A 17,051-nucleotide genomic window follows, 5' to 3' on the forward strand; every position below is an offset into this window, starting at 1 on the left:
TCAATCTTAATTATGACAACAATAGCAAAAATCATCGTTACTTTATGTGTTACTGCCTTATGTTGCTCTTGTAATATAGCTTTTGACGGAATTAGAGGAGAAGGCGAAGTAATCAAAAAAGAGAAGACCATTAACGAAAACTTTGATACTATAAAATCAAGTCGAGGTTTAGACGTAGTTTTAACAAACAAAAAAGATAGAAAAGTAATTATAGAAGCGAATGAAAATCTACATCAACATATAGAGGTTTATGTAGAAAAAGAAACACTTTATATTACTTCTGATAAAAACATCTATCAGGCAGATGAAAAAACTGTATATGTATCTTATGATAAATTAGGTAAAATCTCTGCAACTAGTGGTTCTCGTGTAACTTCTCAAGGACCTGTTGTTCAAAAAGACTTAGCAATTAGCGGAACAAGCGGTGCGGATATTGAATTAAAAGTAAAAGCAGAAACCCTTACCACATCAGTAACGAGTGGCGCTATGATGGATCTTACTGGAAAAGTAAATAACCATAATGCAAGTGCTACAAGTGGCGCAGACATTAGAGCTAACGAATTATTAAGTCTCGTGTCTGAAGCAAAAGCTACTAGTGGTGCTATGATTAGAATTCATGCCAAAAACCAATTCACTGGAAAAGCAACTAGTGGAGCTAATATCAATTATTATGGAGCACCAGAAAAAGTTGATGAAGTTGAAAATTCTGGAGGAAACATAAAGAGACATTAAAATTAAAACCTAACCAATAAATACAAACTAGCCAACCACCAACCACACCAACCAAAAATACGAACCACCGGAAAAGCATCCACTGTTGACAGACAAGTTATTTAGATATTTTACGCTTTTCAGGTGGTTTATTTTTTTCAAAACACAATCAATCAAAAAACAAAATGAAATCACAATCAAACTATTTCACCCTATGGGTTTGCATCCTATTGTTTGCGAACTTTCATATCCAAGCACAACAACCAACTCCAAAAAATGATCTAACCCAAACAATTCTAAAACTAGACTCAGAATTCTGGGAATCTTATAACACTTGTAATATCGAAAAATTTCGAACTTTTTTTAGAGAAGATTTCGAATTCTATCATGATAAAGGAGGACTTACCAAAGGGCTTCAAAAAATGATGTCTACTGTAGAAAATGGATTGTGTAATCCAGCTGGTCCTAAAGTTCGAAGAGAAGTAGTAGAAGGAACTGTAGCGGTATATCCGCTTAACAACTACGGAGCTATTATTAGTGGCGAACACCTATTTTATGTAACAGAAAAGGGTAAGGAAGAACAATTAACCCAAATTGCAAAATTCACACATGTATGGCAACATAAAAACGATCAATGGGTAATGACCAGAGTATTGAGTTATGACCATCAACCAGCTCCGCAGAATACAGATAAGAAAGAAATTTTACTATCAGATAAAATATTAGAGCAATATTTAGGCACTTATAAAGCTCCACAAACAGGAACCGTGGTTATCACCAAAAAAGACAATTTATTAGAAATTAAAGCTGGTAAAATGCAATCCATTGTGCATCCACAATCCGAAACCTTGTTTTTTCATAAGCAGAGTCCCCTAACCTTTGAGTTTGTAACAGAGAATAAGATAGTTTCAAAGATGATCGTTCGTGAAAACGGGAAAATAGTAGAAGAAGCTAAGAAATTGAATTAACTAATATTGTACTTAAACCACAACCTGTCCATTCTGCTCTTTACAGATAAAAATGACCTCTAATCCTATAGAGGTTATTTTTTTGGTACACCTTTTGGAATATGTCCTTTTGTAAAATTATCTTTATAGTACAAATATGATTTGCACAGATAGTTTTAGCAAATTAATTATACTGAAATGAAAAAATTAAAGTTTAAAAATAAAAACTTTCGCACTATGAGAACTTGGATGCTTATTGCATTATTTATTATTAGCTTAGGAAATATACATGCTCAGAAAGAAAAAATAAAAGGGAATAAAATTGTTGTGACAGAACAAAAATCCGTCGACGCCTTCCATACCATACAACTCAATGATAATTTCGAAGTTACAATTCAGGAAGACAGTGATAATCTAATTAGTATTGAAGCAGACAGTAACTTACAGGAAATCATCAATATAAGCGTAAAAGATAGTGTTTTAACAATTAAATCAGACAAAAGAATAAAGCGCTCCAAAGCACTAAATATTAAGATTGGATATGCTCAGGATTTAAAGAAAATAGTATCTTATAATAAGGTACACCTTAAATCAACTGCTCTTATTAAAACTCCTGCGATTAGAATCGAATCCAATGATGACACTGAAGTATTCCTTAGTATCGAAGCTGATCAAACTACCAGTGTTTCTAATGGTAAATCAAATGTAGAATTACATGTACAAACAAATGAGGCTTTTTACCAAGTAAATGATGATGCAGAACTAAAAGGAATTGTAGAAACAGATAGCCTAAAAGTAGATTTATACCAAAAGGGATATGCAAAATTAGAAGGAAAAACAACTTCAATGCTACTAAGAGCAGATGGTAATACAGATTTTTATGGAGAAAAGTTAACTTCAGAAAAAACATCGCTAATCGCAGAAGGTTCTAGTGATTGTTATGTTATAACCAATCATGAAATCACTATTGAAGCAAAAGATGAAACTGAAATTTATCTTTTAGGAGAACCTATTATCAAAATGACTCAATTTGCTAATGAAGCCACTTTGTATAAGAAAAAAATAGATTACAGTCCCGGTTTATTGAAATTATAGAAAAAATAGCCTGATAAATTTTAAAACTTATCAGGCTATTTTTTTAACAAATGTATTTTTAAGCAGAAACTTCTTCACTAGTTTCAACTGTGGCAAGATATCTTTCTGCGTCTAAGGCTGCCATACAACCCGTTCCAGCCGCAGTAACAGCTTGTCTATACTCTTTATCTTGTACATCCCCAGAAGCAAACACACCTGGAAGATTTGTTTTTGTTGATTTACCTTCAGTAATAATATACCCAGTATCATCCATATCAATCTGACCTTTAAATATATCTGTATTAGGTTTATGCCCAATAGCTATAAAAAGACCTGTAATTGAAATTTCCGATTTTTCTCCTGTTTGGTTGTTTACCATTCGTAAACCTTCAACTACCTGATCACCTAAAACCTCATCTACCTCGGTATTATAAAGCACTTTCAGATTAGGTGTAGCATTTACTCTGTGCTGCATCGCCTTAGAAGCTCTCATATAATCTTTACGCACTAGCATTGTTACACTAGAACATATATTTGCTAAATACGTTGCTTCTTCTGCTGCAGTATCTCCTGCTCCAACGATCGCAACATCTTGTCCTTTATAAAAGAATCCATCACAAACCGCACAAGCAGATACTCCTCCACCTCTAAGCTTTTGCTCACTTGGTAATCCTAAGTATTTAGCAGTCGCTCCTGTAGAAATAATTACTGCCTCTGCTTCTATTTCCTTTGTATTATCTACAGTAACTTTATGAATTCCTCCAACCTCTGTACTAAAATCTACTGCAGTTACCATTCCTATACGAACCTCAGTTCCAAAACGCTCTGCTTGTTGTTGTAACTGCACCATCATAGTTGGACCATCAATTCCTTCTGGATAACCAGGAAAGTTGTCAACTTCTGTAGTAGTAGTTAATTGACCACCAGGCTCCATACCCGTATACATAACCGGTTTAAGATCTGCTCTTGCTGCATATATAGCCGCAGTATAACCTGCAGGCCCTGAACCTATAATAAGGCATTTTATTCTTTCTATAGTATCTGACATAATCTTCACTTTAATTACTGATGTAAAAGTAGCAATTTGAAGAGAAACCTTACACTAAAGTTATTAAGAATTGTTATCCACTTATAGACATCTTAAATAGATCATTTATTGGAACTTTTTACGGAACATCTTCAAATAAGCAATTGACTATCAGACAACTTTAAAATAAAAATAAAAATTAAAACAAATATTCTTAAAGAAAAACCATAATTATCAACATAAAAAATCATAATTAAGATTAGATACCCTACATTTAATCAAAATTAAAAAGGATGACTTTTTTTGATATTTTAGACATCTTAGGAACCATCGCATTTGCTATTTCAGGAGCTTTGAGTGCAATGAACCGAAAATTTGATCTTTTTGGAATATTCATTATTGCCTTTGTAACTTCTATTGGAGGCGGAACACTAAGAGATGTATTGATTGGTGCTACACCTGTTTCCTGGATGCAAAATACACTAAACCTTTATTTAATTAGTGGCGTTACTATCTTATCTATCATCTTTAGAAATAAATTGGATTATCTTAAAAAATCTCTTTTTTTATTTGACACTATCGGATTAGGAATTTTTACAATTATTGGAGTAGAAAAAGGAATACAAACAGATCTTGCACCTATAGTCTCGGTTGCTCTGGGAGCCATGACAGGATGTTTCGGTGGCGTTATTAGAGACATCTTATGTAATGAGATACCTGTTATTTTTAGAAAAGAAATATACGCTACTGCATCGATAGCTGGAGGAATTTGTTTTATGGTGTTATATCAACTCAATACGCCTATGAACATCATTTACGTAAGCACAACACTCTTGATTATTGTCATCCGTTTAATCGTTGTAAAATATCGAATATCGTTACCTTTATTTACAGTTATTACCAAAAAGTAATAATAATTTTGTCATAAAAACTCACTATCTAGAACTAAACGTTTTACCTTTTTATTGAAAGTGATTCGAACTGAATTAGAAATAATATTCTTTTTAGAAAACTTTTATAGATTTCATGATTAAATTTATCTTATTTTAAAAAAATACTAATATCCCATTATTTCTTTGGAAATAGGTAGTTTTTGGGCTATGTTCGTAACATCGGAAAAGAAATTGCACAATGATCATAGAACCAAGAACTCGCGGATTTATCTGCTTAACGGCACACCCAAAAGGATGTGAAAAAAATGTCCTAAATCAAATAAATTATGTCAAATCAAAAGATCCCATAGAAGGTCCAAAAAATGTTTTAGTTATTGGTGCTTCTACAGGTTTTGGTTTAGCTTCCAGAATTACAAGTGCTTTTGGCTCTAATGCCGCAACAATCGGAGTATTTTTAGAAAAACCTCCCAAGCCCAATAGACCAGCTTCTCCAGGATGGTACAATAGTGCTGCTTTCGAAACGCAAGCACATCAAGCAGGTTTATACGCGAAGAGCATTAATGGAGATGCTTTTTCTGATGAAATTAAACAGCAAACAATCGAACTTATTAAAAAAGATCTTGGACAAATTGATCTTATTATCTATAGTCTTGCCTCTCCTGTAAGATTACACCCCAAAACAGGTATAAAACATAAATCGGTTCTAAAACCAATTGGCGGTGTTTATACAAACAAGACCGTAGATTTTCATACAGGTGATATATCACAAATATCTATTGATCCCGCAACAGAGGAAGATGTAGCCAATACTATCGCTGTCATGGGTGGAGAAGATTGGTATTTTTGGATAGATGCTTTACAAAAAGAAAATCTATTAGCTCCAAATGCCACTACAGTAGCATATTCTTATATTGGACCAAAACTTACAGAACCAGTGTATAGAAAAGGAACTATTGGTCGTGCCAAAGATGATTTAGAGGCTACTGCTTTTAAAATTTCAGATAGTCTTAAAAGTATTAATGGTAAAGCATATGTTTCTGTAAATAAGGCTTTAGTTACGCAAGCAAGTTCAGCTATTCCGGTAATCCCATTATATATTTCGTTGCTATACAAAATCATGAAAGAAAATAATGTTCATGAAGGCTGTATAGAGCAAATGGAAAGACTATTCTCAGAAAGATTATACACTACAGAGCAACCAAATACTGATAAGGAAGGTAGAATAAGAGTTGACGACTGGGAAATGAGAGAAGATATTCAAGCTCAAATAAAGGATTTATGGGACAATGCAACCACGGAGACTTTAGGAAGCATTGGTGATCTCGAAGGTTATAACACTGATTTCTTCAACCTTTTTGGTTTTAAAGTAGAAGGAGTGAATTATGATGAAGATGTGAATGAAATCGTAGAAATTCCTGGTTTGCAGAACTAATTTAACTGAGTCTTATAAAATCATTTTTTATAAACCTGTATTTGATATCTAATTGTTAGTGTTTGTAATAGTTTCTCCTAATTATTAAACACTTGATAGTTAATAATTTGATCCCTAATATAAAAAAATGGATTATTAAGGGTAACATTTTATGCGTATTTGACACTTACCTAAGAACATCATAATCAATAGTCTCCAAAATGCATGGCAATTGTTGTCTAGCTTTCTTATAGACTAATGTTCTTTTTTAACTAACCATCAAATAATGCGTATAATGAAAAGTTTATACTCTAAAAGTTCTCATAGTATCCCAGAGGGATTAACAAAACCTTCTTCTTCTTTTAAAAAGTTTGTTTGGCTGTCTGTACTTGGACTCCTATTTTTTATTATTATTTATATTACATTAATTATCTGGTTTGGAAGATTAGCTTATTATTCCTTTATGGAAGGTGATACTTTTTGGAATTACATACTAGCTGGTGGATATGCTTTTTTAAGCTTATTCATGATAAAATCTCTTTTTATTTTTAACAAACGAGAAAAAAACCCACTAGATGTATTCATTACAGAAAAAGAAGAGCCTGTACTTTTTGATTATTTATACAAATTAGCCGACGAAGCTGGAGCTCCCAGACCAAAAAAAGTATTTTTATCTCCTCGTGTTAACGCAAGTGTATCATATGATTTATCAATTATCAACTTAATCTTTCCCTCGAAGAAAAACTTAGAAATTGGTTTAGGATTAATGAATGTTCTAAATCTTGGTGAATTTAAAGCTGTATTAGCGCATGAATTTGGTCATTTCGCTCAACGTTCTATGTTACTTGGAAGATATGTCTATATCGCACAGCAGATAGCTGTACAAATAATTAACAAAAGAGACATTTTCGATAATTTCTTAGCTGGTATTTCAAGTATAGACATTCGGATAGCCTGGATAGGCTGGATATTATCCATACTGGTTTGGGCAGTTCGTTCATTAATCGAAACATGTTTTAGCGTGGTTATGATTGCTCAAAGAGCACTATCAAGAGAGATGGAATTTCAAGCAGATCTTGTTGCCGTATCATTAACTGGTAGCGATGCATTGATTCATGCATTATCCAAATTACAAGTTGCAGACGAAGCATATGACCATGCTTTAAATACTGTAAACACCAAATTAGATGATAAAAAGGCTATTTATAATTTATACAAACTACAGACTAATTATATAGAAAAAATGTCTTGGGTATTGGACGATCCAACTTATGGAAAATCACCTAAAGTATTAGATATTAATCCTGAGCTACATAGAGTTTTTGGAAATAGAGCCTTTAACCCTCCAAAAATGTGGTCTACTCATCCAGCCGATAAGGACAGAGAAGAAAACGCTAAAAAAATATACATATCGGCTCCTATAGATGAAAGACCTGCAGAAATCCTATTATCAGATGCTACTAAATATGAAGTAGAGATGACTGCAAAATTAATCGCTACCAGCAAAATTGAATCAGAGATAATATCTGATGAAGAATCTCTGAAATTTCAAGATAAAGAATATTTCAGCTGGACTTTTTTAGATCCAAAATATCGATCTAATTTTTTAAATAGGTTTTTCACTTTAAATTTTAAAGATACGAATGAGATGTATTCTATGAATATAACCGAAAGTGAAATTACTTCTAATTTTGATGTTATTTATCAGTCGAATCTCACGGAAAAACTAGAAGCTTTAAAGGAAGTTAAAGAAGAGATTTTATCTTTAAACCTTATCATTAATGAAGCAGTAACAATCGAAAAAAGAGAAATCTGGCATCGAGGTGAACGAATTAAAAGAAAAGATGTTAAAACAATTCTTCAAAAATTAGAACAGGAAGAATCTTCGATTTTAGATGATCTTAAAAAACACGATACGATATGTCGATCTACATATTATCACGCTGCTACTTTTTTAGGTGGTAACTGGAACGACTATCTAAAATCTGTTAGTAGTTTGGTCCATTATGCTGAACATGCTATTGCCGATTTAAACGATGCTGCAACAAAATATCACAATGTTGTTAATATAGCGCTAGCAGATGGAAATGTTAGTTCAGATGAACTTACAGATATTATAAATTCCGGAAATGATTATTACAAATCTATTCGTTCTGCATTTCAGAAGAGTACCGAAATAAAACTAAATAAAGAACTACTAGCTAACTCCACAAAAGAGAAATTCTCCGATTTTTTTGAAGAATTAAAACTATCCTCACCAACAAGTGATAATATAAGTAAGTGGTCGGAGGTAGTCGATGGCTGGGCTGGAGAGGCATTAAACGGCTTAAACTTTTTACGAAGTTCTTCATTAGAACATCTATTAGATATAGAAGAAGAAATTAAAAAATCATTTCTTAACAAAACTCCTATTACAAGGACATTACCCGATCCGATCAACACTGTAAATTCATACAAATTGCTTACTCGTGGTAATGAAAGACCTATTCAACGAAAGTTAAAACTATGGGACCGATTTATCATAGGTGAAGGCTTTTTTGGCGCTACTGCTAAATTTGCAATTTCCTTAACTTTAATAGGAGGAGCATTGTTTCTAGGAAGCTTTTCTCAATCTACAGATCTAACCATTTACAACGGACTAGAAATGGATGTTACCGTAGTCTTGAATGGAGAAAAGGAATTAGAAGTTGAAACAAAAGATAATATTACAGTATCTGTAGACCATAACACAGATTATCATATCGTTGCCTATGATCCAAATGGAGAAGTTATTGAAAACTTTATGGAGTCTACGAGTTCTCCTGGCAAAGAGTATGTTTATAACGTAAGTAACGCAGGTGTTTTCTTTGAATATACGGCTTACTACGGACCGGGAAATGGTTTTAGACCTAAGCAGCGTAATATAGGAGCCTCCAGATGGTTTCATAGCAACGCGGATTATATTTTAGAAACCCCACCAGAAATGGATGATGAAGGAACAAGAAAAGACGTTTTAGTAGCCTATAGTGATAATCCTTATGATATGATATCGATTGTAGAGGATTCTACAGAATTAAACAAACTAATTAATACTCATGTTTTATGGGATTCTAGCACTAGTAACAATTTATTATCCTGGATGAGTTTATTACCCTATGTAAAAAATCCTAACTCCATAATTGATAAAAGAATAGAGCGTTTAGGAAATGACATTATTGCAAAAAGGGCCAAAATGGATATGGTTGGCGATGATGAGAAAAACAAAATATGTAATGAAATTCAGCAGTCCTTTGAGAAAGAAAAAGACAATCCAGATTTATACTACCTAAACACAAGGTGTTTAGAAGATTCTAAATATCAAGACAATACTTTTGTCCAGGGATATGAAAAATGGCCCAATCATTCGTGGTTAGCTTACGCCGCTGCAAATATTTATGGTCAAAATGAAAATTGGGAAAAGAGTCTTGAAGCTTTTAACGAAGCTAGTAAGATAAATGGTCTTAAAGGAGTAATTGCTTTAGATGCTGAAAGAGTTCGAAGAAAAATCAATAAAAACAAAAGACCTTTAAAAATAAACTTTACTAGTGATGATCTGGAATATTATCTAAATATTGACCAAGGAAAACTTAATAAAATAAATGGTGATCCATACTATGTATACGTACTTATGTCGAAAGGAAAATTAAAAGAGGCATATAGCTTTATTAAGTCCAACGAAACATTTAAACCATTTATTCTTAGGTTTCTTGCCATTTCTGAAGGAGCTAGCGAAGAAATGAAAAATGATGTTAAATTGTTAGATGAGAAAGAAGGTATAAATAGTCATTCAATATGGTATGCATTAGCCTGGAATATCCTAGAAAAAAATGAATACTCAACAATCATTAATGAAATTAACCAAATGGGGGTTTCCGTTGTAGACCTGAATAAATTTATTGAGTTCATTAAATCTAATAATTATACGGCTGCCGAAAATATTATTAAAGAACAACGGCTATATTTCAAAGGACATATGTACGCTTTGGGATATATTATTTCAGAACACAAAGCACCAGAAATATGGAAAGAACATGCAAATCAACTATTATTTGCTCATGAACAACCATTTTTAGGAAACTAAATTTTAATAACTTGGAAATATATCCTTTCTCAGCCAGCTACCAACTAAAGTGGCTGGTTTTTTATTCTTAAAATGCAATTAATAATTAGAAACATTAGTTTTGACTACTTTTATAAATAAATTGATTTGTATCCATATTATATATGACAAACTTTGAAGAAAGATTAACAGGTGGGCATCCCAATTCTTTAGGTGATACCGTAGAAGTAGTTGAAGAAGTATTAGCCGAAAACGAACTTTTTAATGAGCTATTCAATTGTTATTTTAGTAATGATGAAATTGTTAGGTTAAGAACTTCTAACGCTATGAAACGAGTTTGTAAGGTTAATAAACCTTTACTGATCCCATATATAGATAGATTTTTATCAGAGATTTCTATAATTGATCAAGCTTCTACACAATGGACTTTGTCTCAATTGTTCGAAATGTTAGAGAAAGATATGAGTGATGGACAAATAAAACAAGCAAAGGAAATCATGAAAAACAACCTAGCTAATCATAATGATTGGATTGTATTGAATCAGACCATGAATACGCTAACCAAATGGTCTAAAAAAGATGAGAATCTAAAATTATGGATCATTCCGCACTTAGAAAGGTTGACTTCAGATACTAGAAAATCAGTTTCTGGAAGAGCGCAAAAAATGCTTAAAGCTTTGGGATTATAGTCTTTAATTCCATGAAACCAAAACTACGGGTAACATACTTACACTATCATCTTTTGATTAAGTGATAAAATGCAACAAAACAACATTTGAAAAGTATTTATAACGGAAGACGTACAATCATTACATACAAATTTCGTTATTTTGCAGACAAATCAGAAATACTTGAAAAACACATTTTTCTATATAGTTTTTACACTACTGTTTTCTTCAATTGCCTTTTCTCAAGAGAGCAAGAAAATTAAGGTTCAATCAGACCGTACCATTAAAAATGAAGAGCGTTTTCCTGGAGCTACAATTTTAGCGAAGGTGAATAAACAGGTATTTATCGAACATGAGGGAATTGAAATTTGGTGTGATCAAGCTGTTCATTATGGAGAAGACAAGTTTGTAAGAGCTTTTGGGAATGTAAAAATGAAGCAAGGTGACACCCTAACTATGACAAGTGCGTATGCAGAATATAATGGTAATAGTAAATTCGCTTATGCCAGAGAAAATGTTTTTTTAGAGACTCCTTCTAATACTTTAAATACAGACACGCTGTTCTTTGACAGACTTCGTCAACAAGCATATTACCGAAGTGGTGGAACGGTAAAAGATTCTTCTAATACGTTAACCAGTAAAATCGGAAGGTACTTTATGGATAGAAAACAATATTCATTTAATACCCAAGTGAAAATTGTAAATCCAGAAAACACGGTAGATTCCGATCGCTTAGATTACTATACCGAAAATGGCCATGCGTATTTATATGGTCCTTCTACTGTAAAAGGAAAAGAAAGTACACTATATTGTGAACGTGGTTTTTATGATACTAAAGTAAAAACAGGCTATGCCATAAAAAATGCGCGAATTGATTATGACAATCGTACCGTATTTGGAGATAGTATCTTCTATAACAGTGCTATACAATTTGCTTCTGCTACTAATAATATCAAGGTTTTAGATACAGCTAATAATTCTGTTATCACGGGCCATTATGCCGAAGTTTTTAAAGACAAAGATTCTGTTTTTATCACCAAAAGGGCTTTAGCAGCTACCTTACAAGAAAAAGACTCTATTTACATTCATAGTGACACACTTATGGTTACAGGAAAACCTGAACATAGAATCATGAATGGCTTTTATGATGCTCGAATTTTTAAAAGTAATATGAGTGGAAAGAGTGATTCTATTAATGTAGACCAAACTACTGGTTATACTAAAATGGTAGGCAGACCCATTTTATGGTCTCAGAGAAATCAGATGACAGGAGATACAATCAAAATCATTTCTAATACAGAAACTGAGAAATTAGATTCTCTTGTTGTATATCAAAATGCATTTCTTGTTCAAGAAGATACTCTTAAAGCTGGTTACAATCAGGTCAAAGGACAAACGCTCTATGGACTTTTTAAAGATAATGAGATATACCAAGTAGATATTGACAAAAACACCGAGACAATTTTTTATCAAAGGGAAAGTGAAGGTGAATTAAAATTGATTGGTATTAATAAAGTATTATCCAGTTCTATAAAACTGCTACTCGAGCAAAGAGAAATTGTTGATGTTTATTATTATCAAAATATTGATGGCACTTTATATAGAGAAATCGATTTGCCAGAAAATGCAAGAGAATTATCTGGTTTTGTATGGCGTGGCGATGAACAGATACTTAGCAAAAAAGATCTTTTTAGAGGAGAATCTCCTCCAAAACTAACGAAGATCACTGGAATTCCATTACCCGTAGAAGATGAAGATTTCTTTGATGAAGAAACCTTAAAACGTTTGGAAGAAAACAAGTCCGAAGGTTCTCGATTATTAGAGCAGAGACTAGAAGATGCTGAGCTTAAAGAAACTAATGAAGAGCTAGATAAATCTACAGAAGAAAAAATCAACGAGGAATTGAATAACCTTAAGAAAAAAGATTCTACCTCTTCCAAAAGGAAGTCCAAAAAGGTAAGCTTTGTAGACCCAAACCTAAATCGCACTGCAAAAGAAAGGGATAGCATTACAGTAACAACGCTTAAAAACACGAAAAAAACAGACACTGTTAACAGAGAAAAGTGATGCATCCTTTTAACGTTGAACCTACCAGTAAGATAAACTTCATAAGATATTTAAACTCCAATTAGTTTGGATTACCTTTGCCAAGGTGAAAGAAGATTTTTTTACATATCAAGCTCAAACAACTCCACATCCATTAGCAATGGAAATATCTCATGCAGAGGGAAGTTATATTTTTGCCACGAATGGTAAAAAATATTTAGACTTCGTTGCTGGTGTTTCTGCTTGTAGTCTAGGGCATAGACACCCAAAAGTGGTAAATGCCATAAAAGAGCAACTAGATAAATATTTGCACGTTATGGTTTATGGAGAATATATCCAACAGCCTGCCGTAGCACTTACGAAACTCTTAGCTTCTCTCCTACCAGATCCTTTGGAGAAAACTTATTTAACCAACTCTGGTACTGAAGCAATAGAGGGTTCTCTAAAATTAGCGAGAAGAGTTACAGGAAGAAGTCAGATCATTGCTGCTAGGCTTGCCTATCATGGTAATACAATGGGGTCTATGAGTGTGATGGGTTATGAAGAAAGGAAACAAGCCTTTAGACCATTAATTCCAGACGTATCCTTCATATCCTTTAATAATGAGAATGATCTAGAACAAATCACCAATAAAACAGCAGGAGTTATTTTGGAAACAATTCAGGGTGGTGCAGGATTTATTGCTCCTAAAAATGACTATTTACGAAAAGTAAAAAAACGCTGTGAAGAAGTTGGAGCCTTGTTAATTCTTGATGAAATCCAACCTGGATTTGGTAGAACGGGCAAGTTATTCGGGTTTCAGAATTACGATATGACTCCAGATATTGTGGTAATGGGTAAAGGTATGGGTGGTGGATTACCAATTGGAGCTTTTACAGCTTCTTCAGAAATGATGAATCAGTTACAGGATAATCCAAAACTAGGTCATATTACCACTTTTGGAGGTAATCCAGTTATTGCCGCTGCCGCTTTGGCAACTTTAGAAGAAATCTCACAAAGTGACTTAATGTCAGAAACTCTGGAAAAAGAAAAATTAATTAAATCTTTATTAGTACATCCTTTAATCACAGAAATTAGAGGTGTAGGATTGATGCTAGCTTTAATTACAGTTACTCCCGATATTGCTAATGAAATTGTGTTAAAATGTCAAGACAATGGTTTGATATTATTTTGGTTACTTTTTGAACCAAAAGCAGTGAGAATAACACCTCCCTTGACTATTTCAAAAGAAGAAATAAAGGAAGGATGCCAAATTATCCTAGAGGTATTAGATAATCTTGAATATCCAAAAAACTAATCATATTCTTCACTAAATTCATTTAAATTCCTTATATTTAAAGGACTATCTCACCAATAACACAATTCGATAGAACATCTGGCTTTTTTTAATGGACATGTTAAACCATTCATTTTTAAATGGTACACATTTTGTTAATTAGTTTGTTAAAAACAATTGATTTCTGAAGTAGTATGATGACATTTCATTCGTAATTTTAATACAGAGGAAATCAATAATGCTAACAATAAATTATGTAAAGTATTTTGTATTACTCTTATTTGTTGGGGAAGACAAAAAAAGTTTGTAATACGATTATGATTTATTGAGCATCTTTAATCAACGTGTATGAAATGAGCATATATTACGTTTCTATAATAGAGATATAATCATGCGAATGACATCTGATATTATTAAATAACACAAGCGGATGAAATTTAACCACGAAGAATTCGAAGACAACAATTTCTCAATTAGTCGTTACGAGTCTATGCTGAGATCTAATGATGTGAAATTTTTTGATTCTGATGAGTTTGAATCAATAATCCATCATTATTTAGAAAATGGGAAAATTGCTAAAGCGAAAAAAGCTATTTCTTTAGGGCTTTCACAACATCCATCTTCTGTTAACTTAAAGCTACTACAAGTAGAGGTTTTAGTTTTCGAAGATCGTTTGGATAAAGCAGATCATCTTTTAGCACAGCTTCATGCTTTAGAGCCTGAAAACGAAGAAATTTATATTCAGAAAGCTAACATCCTTTCTAAACAAAATAATCATATAAAAGCAATTGAGTTATTAACCACTGCATTGCAATATACTGGAGATGAAGCAGATGTTTATTCCCTCATAGGAATGGAATATCTGTTTATGGATGATTTCGAAAATGCGAAAGTAAACTTCATGAGATGCTTAGAGGCAGATGATCAAGATTACTCGGCTTTGTATAACATTATTTACTGTTTTGATTTCTTGGAACAACATGAAGAAGCTATTACGTATCTTAATATGTTCTTGGATAAAAACCCATATTGCGAAGTAGCCTGGCATCAGGTAGGTAAGCAATATTTTGACATCAAAGAATATGAAAAAGCATTAGCTGCTTTTGATTTTGCTATCATTAGTGATGAATACTTTATCGGTGCATACTTAGAAAAAGGAAAAGTATTAGAAAAGCTAAAGAGATATGAACAGGCAATAGAAAATTATCGTATCACCTTAGAACTAGATGATCCAACTTCATTTGCTTTACTAAGAATAGGAAAATGTTTTGAAAAACTTGGAAGCGATGATTTAGCAATTCAACATTTCTCTAAAACAGTACATGAAGATCCATTATTAGATAAAGGATGGATTGCAATTACTGATTTTTACATGAGAAAGCGTAATTATCAAAAAGCACTTTACTATACAAATAAAGCAATTAGTATCGATGCAGAAAATGTACTTTATTGGAAACGTTATGCCAAGATTAATAATCGCCTGGCATTTTTCGAAGAAGCAGAACGTGGATATAGAAAAGCATTAGAACTGGGTAATTACGAGTTAGAAACTTGGCTTAATAGATCTGATATCCTAAAATATATTGGTGAATCAGATGCTGCGATTCAAAACATGAACCAAGCCATAGAATTTTATCCCGAAAATGCTGAGATTCAATATCGATTAGCTGGATTATACTATGAGCAACAAGAATATAGCAAAGGGGAATTCCACCTTAGAAAAGGTTTGGAATTAGATCAAGAATATACGATTGTTTTAGAAGAGCTGTTTGAGTCAGTTTTCAACCTTTCTTTAGTTCAAAATATTATCTCAGAATACAAAAGATAACACCTAATTTATTGTTTATTTTACAATAAAATTGAGTCTTTCAATTTCCTTAGATAACCGCATGTTTTACAACAAAAAATACATACATTTGTTTGTATAACCATTGTAAAAGCACAAAAAATGCAACGAAGTCTTAAGGACTACCTATTAGTTTCACTAAAAGGAATTGCTATGGGAGCTGCTGATGTTGTTCCTGGAGTTTCTGGAGGTACGATCGCCTTTATATCTGGCATCTATGAAGAATTAATTTCTACAATAAACAATCTTAATATTGCATTTTTTAAAGACTGGAAAAAAGATGGATTAAAAGATACCTGGAAAAAATACAATCTCTCTTTTCTAGTAGCATTGTTTGTTGGAATTGCTATTAGTATTCTATCTCTTGCCAAAATAATTAAATGGTTATTACACAATGAGCCCTTATTATTATGGTCATTTTTTTTCGGATTAGTACTTGCAAGCATCCTTTATATTGGAAAACAGATTACTGTATGGAGCCCAAAAGTTCTTATTAGTATTGTATTAGCTGCTGTAATCTCCTATTTTATTACAATTGCAGAACCTATGGCTTCTCCAGAAAGTCTTTGGTACTTATTGTTTTGCGGGTTCATTGCCATTATTGCCATGATCTTACCTGGAGTTTCAGGCGCTTTTATTTTATTGATTCTTGGTGCTTATGAAACTTTTATCGGAATCTTAAATCAGTTTAGAGAAGGACTTACGACTTTTAATATTAGTTTGCTATGGGAAGCTTTTTATAAAATCGTAATAATTGGAATTGGAGCTGTAGCAGGTTTAAAACTATTCTCTAAAGTTCTCAATTGGATGTTCGATAATCATAAAAACGTAACTTTAGCATTACTAACTGGTTTTATGATCGGTTCTTTAAATAAACTTTGGCCTTGGAAAGAAGTACTATCATGGAGAACAAACTCTGAAGGCATGGAAGTACCTTTTATAGAAAAAAGTATTTTACCAGCTAGTTATGAAGGAGATCCTAGAATAATATGGGTACTTATTTTTGTGACTATTGGTTTTCTATTAATTCTTATATTAGAGCGACTTGCTACAAAAAAGGAAAAGTAAATAATT

12 protein-coding genes are annotated in these 17,051 nt (G+C 32.6%); 11 read left to right on the forward strand and 1 reads right to left on the reverse strand.

Annotated features, from left to right (window positions below):
* Window positions 1-12 precede the first annotated feature (12 nt).
* The 3 genes from Q1B37_RS14760 (at window position 13) to Q1B37_RS14770 (ending at window position 2,753) form a co-directional block, all read left to right on the forward strand.
* Entirely contained in the window at window positions 13-732 is a 720-nt protein-coding gene (locus tag Q1B37_RS14760; protein WP_299899666.1) for a head GIN domain-containing protein, read from the forward strand.
* A 164-nt stretch (window positions 733-896) separates the two neighbouring features.
* Window positions 897-1,679 (forward strand): DUF4440 domain-containing protein, encoded by a 783-nt coding sequence (locus tag Q1B37_RS14765; protein ID WP_299899668.1) that lies wholly within the window; start codon window positions 897-899, stop codon window positions 1,677-1,679.
* A gap of 216 nt (window positions 1,680-1,895) precedes the next feature.
* Window positions 1,896-2,753 (forward strand): DUF2807 domain-containing protein, encoded by an 858-nt coding sequence (locus Q1B37_RS14770; RefSeq protein WP_299899670.1) that lies wholly within the window; start codon window positions 1,896-1,898, stop codon window positions 2,751-2,753.
* 58 nt (window positions 2,754-2,811) lie between these two features.
* On the opposite strand, the gene trxB is transcribed toward Q1B37_RS14770, so the two are convergent.
* Window positions 2,812-3,780 carry a thioredoxin-disulfide reductase gene (gene trxB / locus Q1B37_RS14775; RefSeq protein WP_299899671.1) on the reverse strand — a complete coding sequence of 323 codons (969 nt, stop codon included), beginning with the start codon at window positions 3,778-3,780 and terminating at the stop codon, window positions 2,812-2,814.
* Between the two features lie 272 nt (window positions 3,781-4,052).
* On the opposite strand from trxB, the gene Q1B37_RS14780 reads away from it, so the two are divergent.
* From Q1B37_RS14780 to Q1B37_RS14815, 8 genes are all read left to right on the forward strand, one after another.
* The gene (locus Q1B37_RS14780; RefSeq protein WP_299899672.1) at window positions 4,053-4,670 is read left to right on the forward strand and encodes a trimeric intracellular cation channel family protein; all 618 of its coding nucleotides are present in this window, start codon (window positions 4,053-4,055) and stop codon (window positions 4,668-4,670) included.
* A 220-nt stretch (window positions 4,671-4,890) separates the two neighbouring features.
* Window positions 4,891-6,084 carry an enoyl-ACP reductase FabV gene (gene fabV, locus Q1B37_RS14785; protein ID WP_299899673.1) on the forward strand — a complete coding sequence of 398 codons (1,194 nt, stop codon included), beginning with the start codon at window positions 4,891-4,893 and terminating at the stop codon, window positions 6,082-6,084.
* Window positions 6,085-6,358: 274 nt separating this feature from the next.
* Entirely contained in the window at window positions 6,359-10,162 is a 3,804-nt protein-coding gene (locus Q1B37_RS14790; RefSeq protein WP_299899674.1) for a M48 family metallopeptidase, read from the forward strand.
* A 143-nt stretch (window positions 10,163-10,305) separates the two neighbouring features.
* Entirely contained in the window at window positions 10,306-10,830 is a 525-nt protein-coding gene (locus Q1B37_RS14795; protein ID WP_299899675.1) for a hypothetical protein, read from the forward strand.
* Window positions 10,831-10,992: 162 nt separating this feature from the next.
* Window positions 10,993-12,876 carry an OstA-like protein gene (locus Q1B37_RS14800; RefSeq protein WP_299899676.1) on the forward strand — a complete coding sequence of 628 codons (1,884 nt, stop codon included), beginning with the start codon at window positions 10,993-10,995 and terminating at the stop codon, window positions 12,874-12,876.
* An 85-nt stretch (window positions 12,877-12,961) separates the two neighbouring features.
* Window positions 12,962-14,152 carry an aspartate aminotransferase family protein gene (locus Q1B37_RS14805; RefSeq protein ID WP_299899677.1) on the forward strand — a complete coding sequence of 397 codons (1,191 nt, stop codon included), beginning with the start codon at window positions 12,962-12,964 and terminating at the stop codon, window positions 14,150-14,152.
* A gap of 409 nt (window positions 14,153-14,561) precedes the next feature.
* Window positions 14,562-15,959, forward strand: coding sequence for a tetratricopeptide repeat protein (locus Q1B37_RS14810; protein ID WP_299607936.1), 1,398 nt, complete (start codon window positions 14,562-14,564; stop codon window positions 15,957-15,959).
* Between the two features lie 120 nt (window positions 15,960-16,079).
* Window positions 16,080-17,045 (forward strand): DUF368 domain-containing protein, encoded by a 966-nt coding sequence (locus tag Q1B37_RS14815; protein WP_299899678.1) that lies wholly within the window; start codon window positions 16,080-16,082, stop codon window positions 17,043-17,045.
* The last annotated feature ends 6 nt before the right edge of the window (window positions 17,046-17,051 follow it).

Origin of the sequence: uncultured Aquimarina sp., from assembly GCF_947492965.1 — a bacterium.
Taxonomy (GTDB): Bacteria; Bacteroidota; Bacteroidia; order Flavobacteriales; family Flavobacteriaceae; genus Aquimarina.

Bases quoted from the DNA above. Each gene is read 5' to 3' on its own strand.
- Q1B37_RS14790 (WP_299899674.1), top strand. From the start codon at position 6,359: ATGAAAAGTTTATACTCTAAAAGTTCTCATAGTATCCCAGAGGGATTA.
- Q1B37_RS14760 (WP_299899666.1), top strand. From the start codon at position 13: ATGACAACAATAGCAAAAATCATCGTTACTTTATGTGTTACTGCCTTA.
- Q1B37_RS14765 (WP_299899668.1), top strand. From the start codon at position 897: ATGAAATCACAATCAAACTATTTCACCCTATGGGTTTGCATCCTATTG.
- Q1B37_RS14770 (WP_299899670.1), top strand. From the start codon at position 1,896: ATGAGAACTTGGATGCTTATTGCATTATTTATTATTAGCTTAGGAAAT.
- Q1B37_RS14795 (WP_299899675.1), top strand. From the start codon at position 10,306: ATGACAAACTTTGAAGAAAGATTAACAGGTGGGCATCCCAATTCTTTA.
- fabV (WP_299899673.1), top strand. From the start codon at position 4,891: ATGATCATAGAACCAAGAACTCGCGGATTTATCTGCTTAACGGCACAC.
- Q1B37_RS14815 (WP_299899678.1), top strand. From the start codon at position 16,080: ATGCAACGAAGTCTTAAGGACTACCTATTAGTTTCACTAAAAGGAATT.
- Q1B37_RS14780 (WP_299899672.1), top strand. From the start codon at position 4,053: ATGACTTTTTTTGATATTTTAGACATCTTAGGAACCATCGCATTTGCT.
- Q1B37_RS14810 (WP_299607936.1), top strand. From the start codon at position 14,562: ATGAAATTTAACCACGAAGAATTCGAAGACAACAATTTCTCAATTAGT.
- trxB (WP_299899671.1), bottom strand. From the start codon at position 3,780: ATGTCAGATACTATAGAAAGAATAAAATGCCTTATTATAGGTTCAGGG.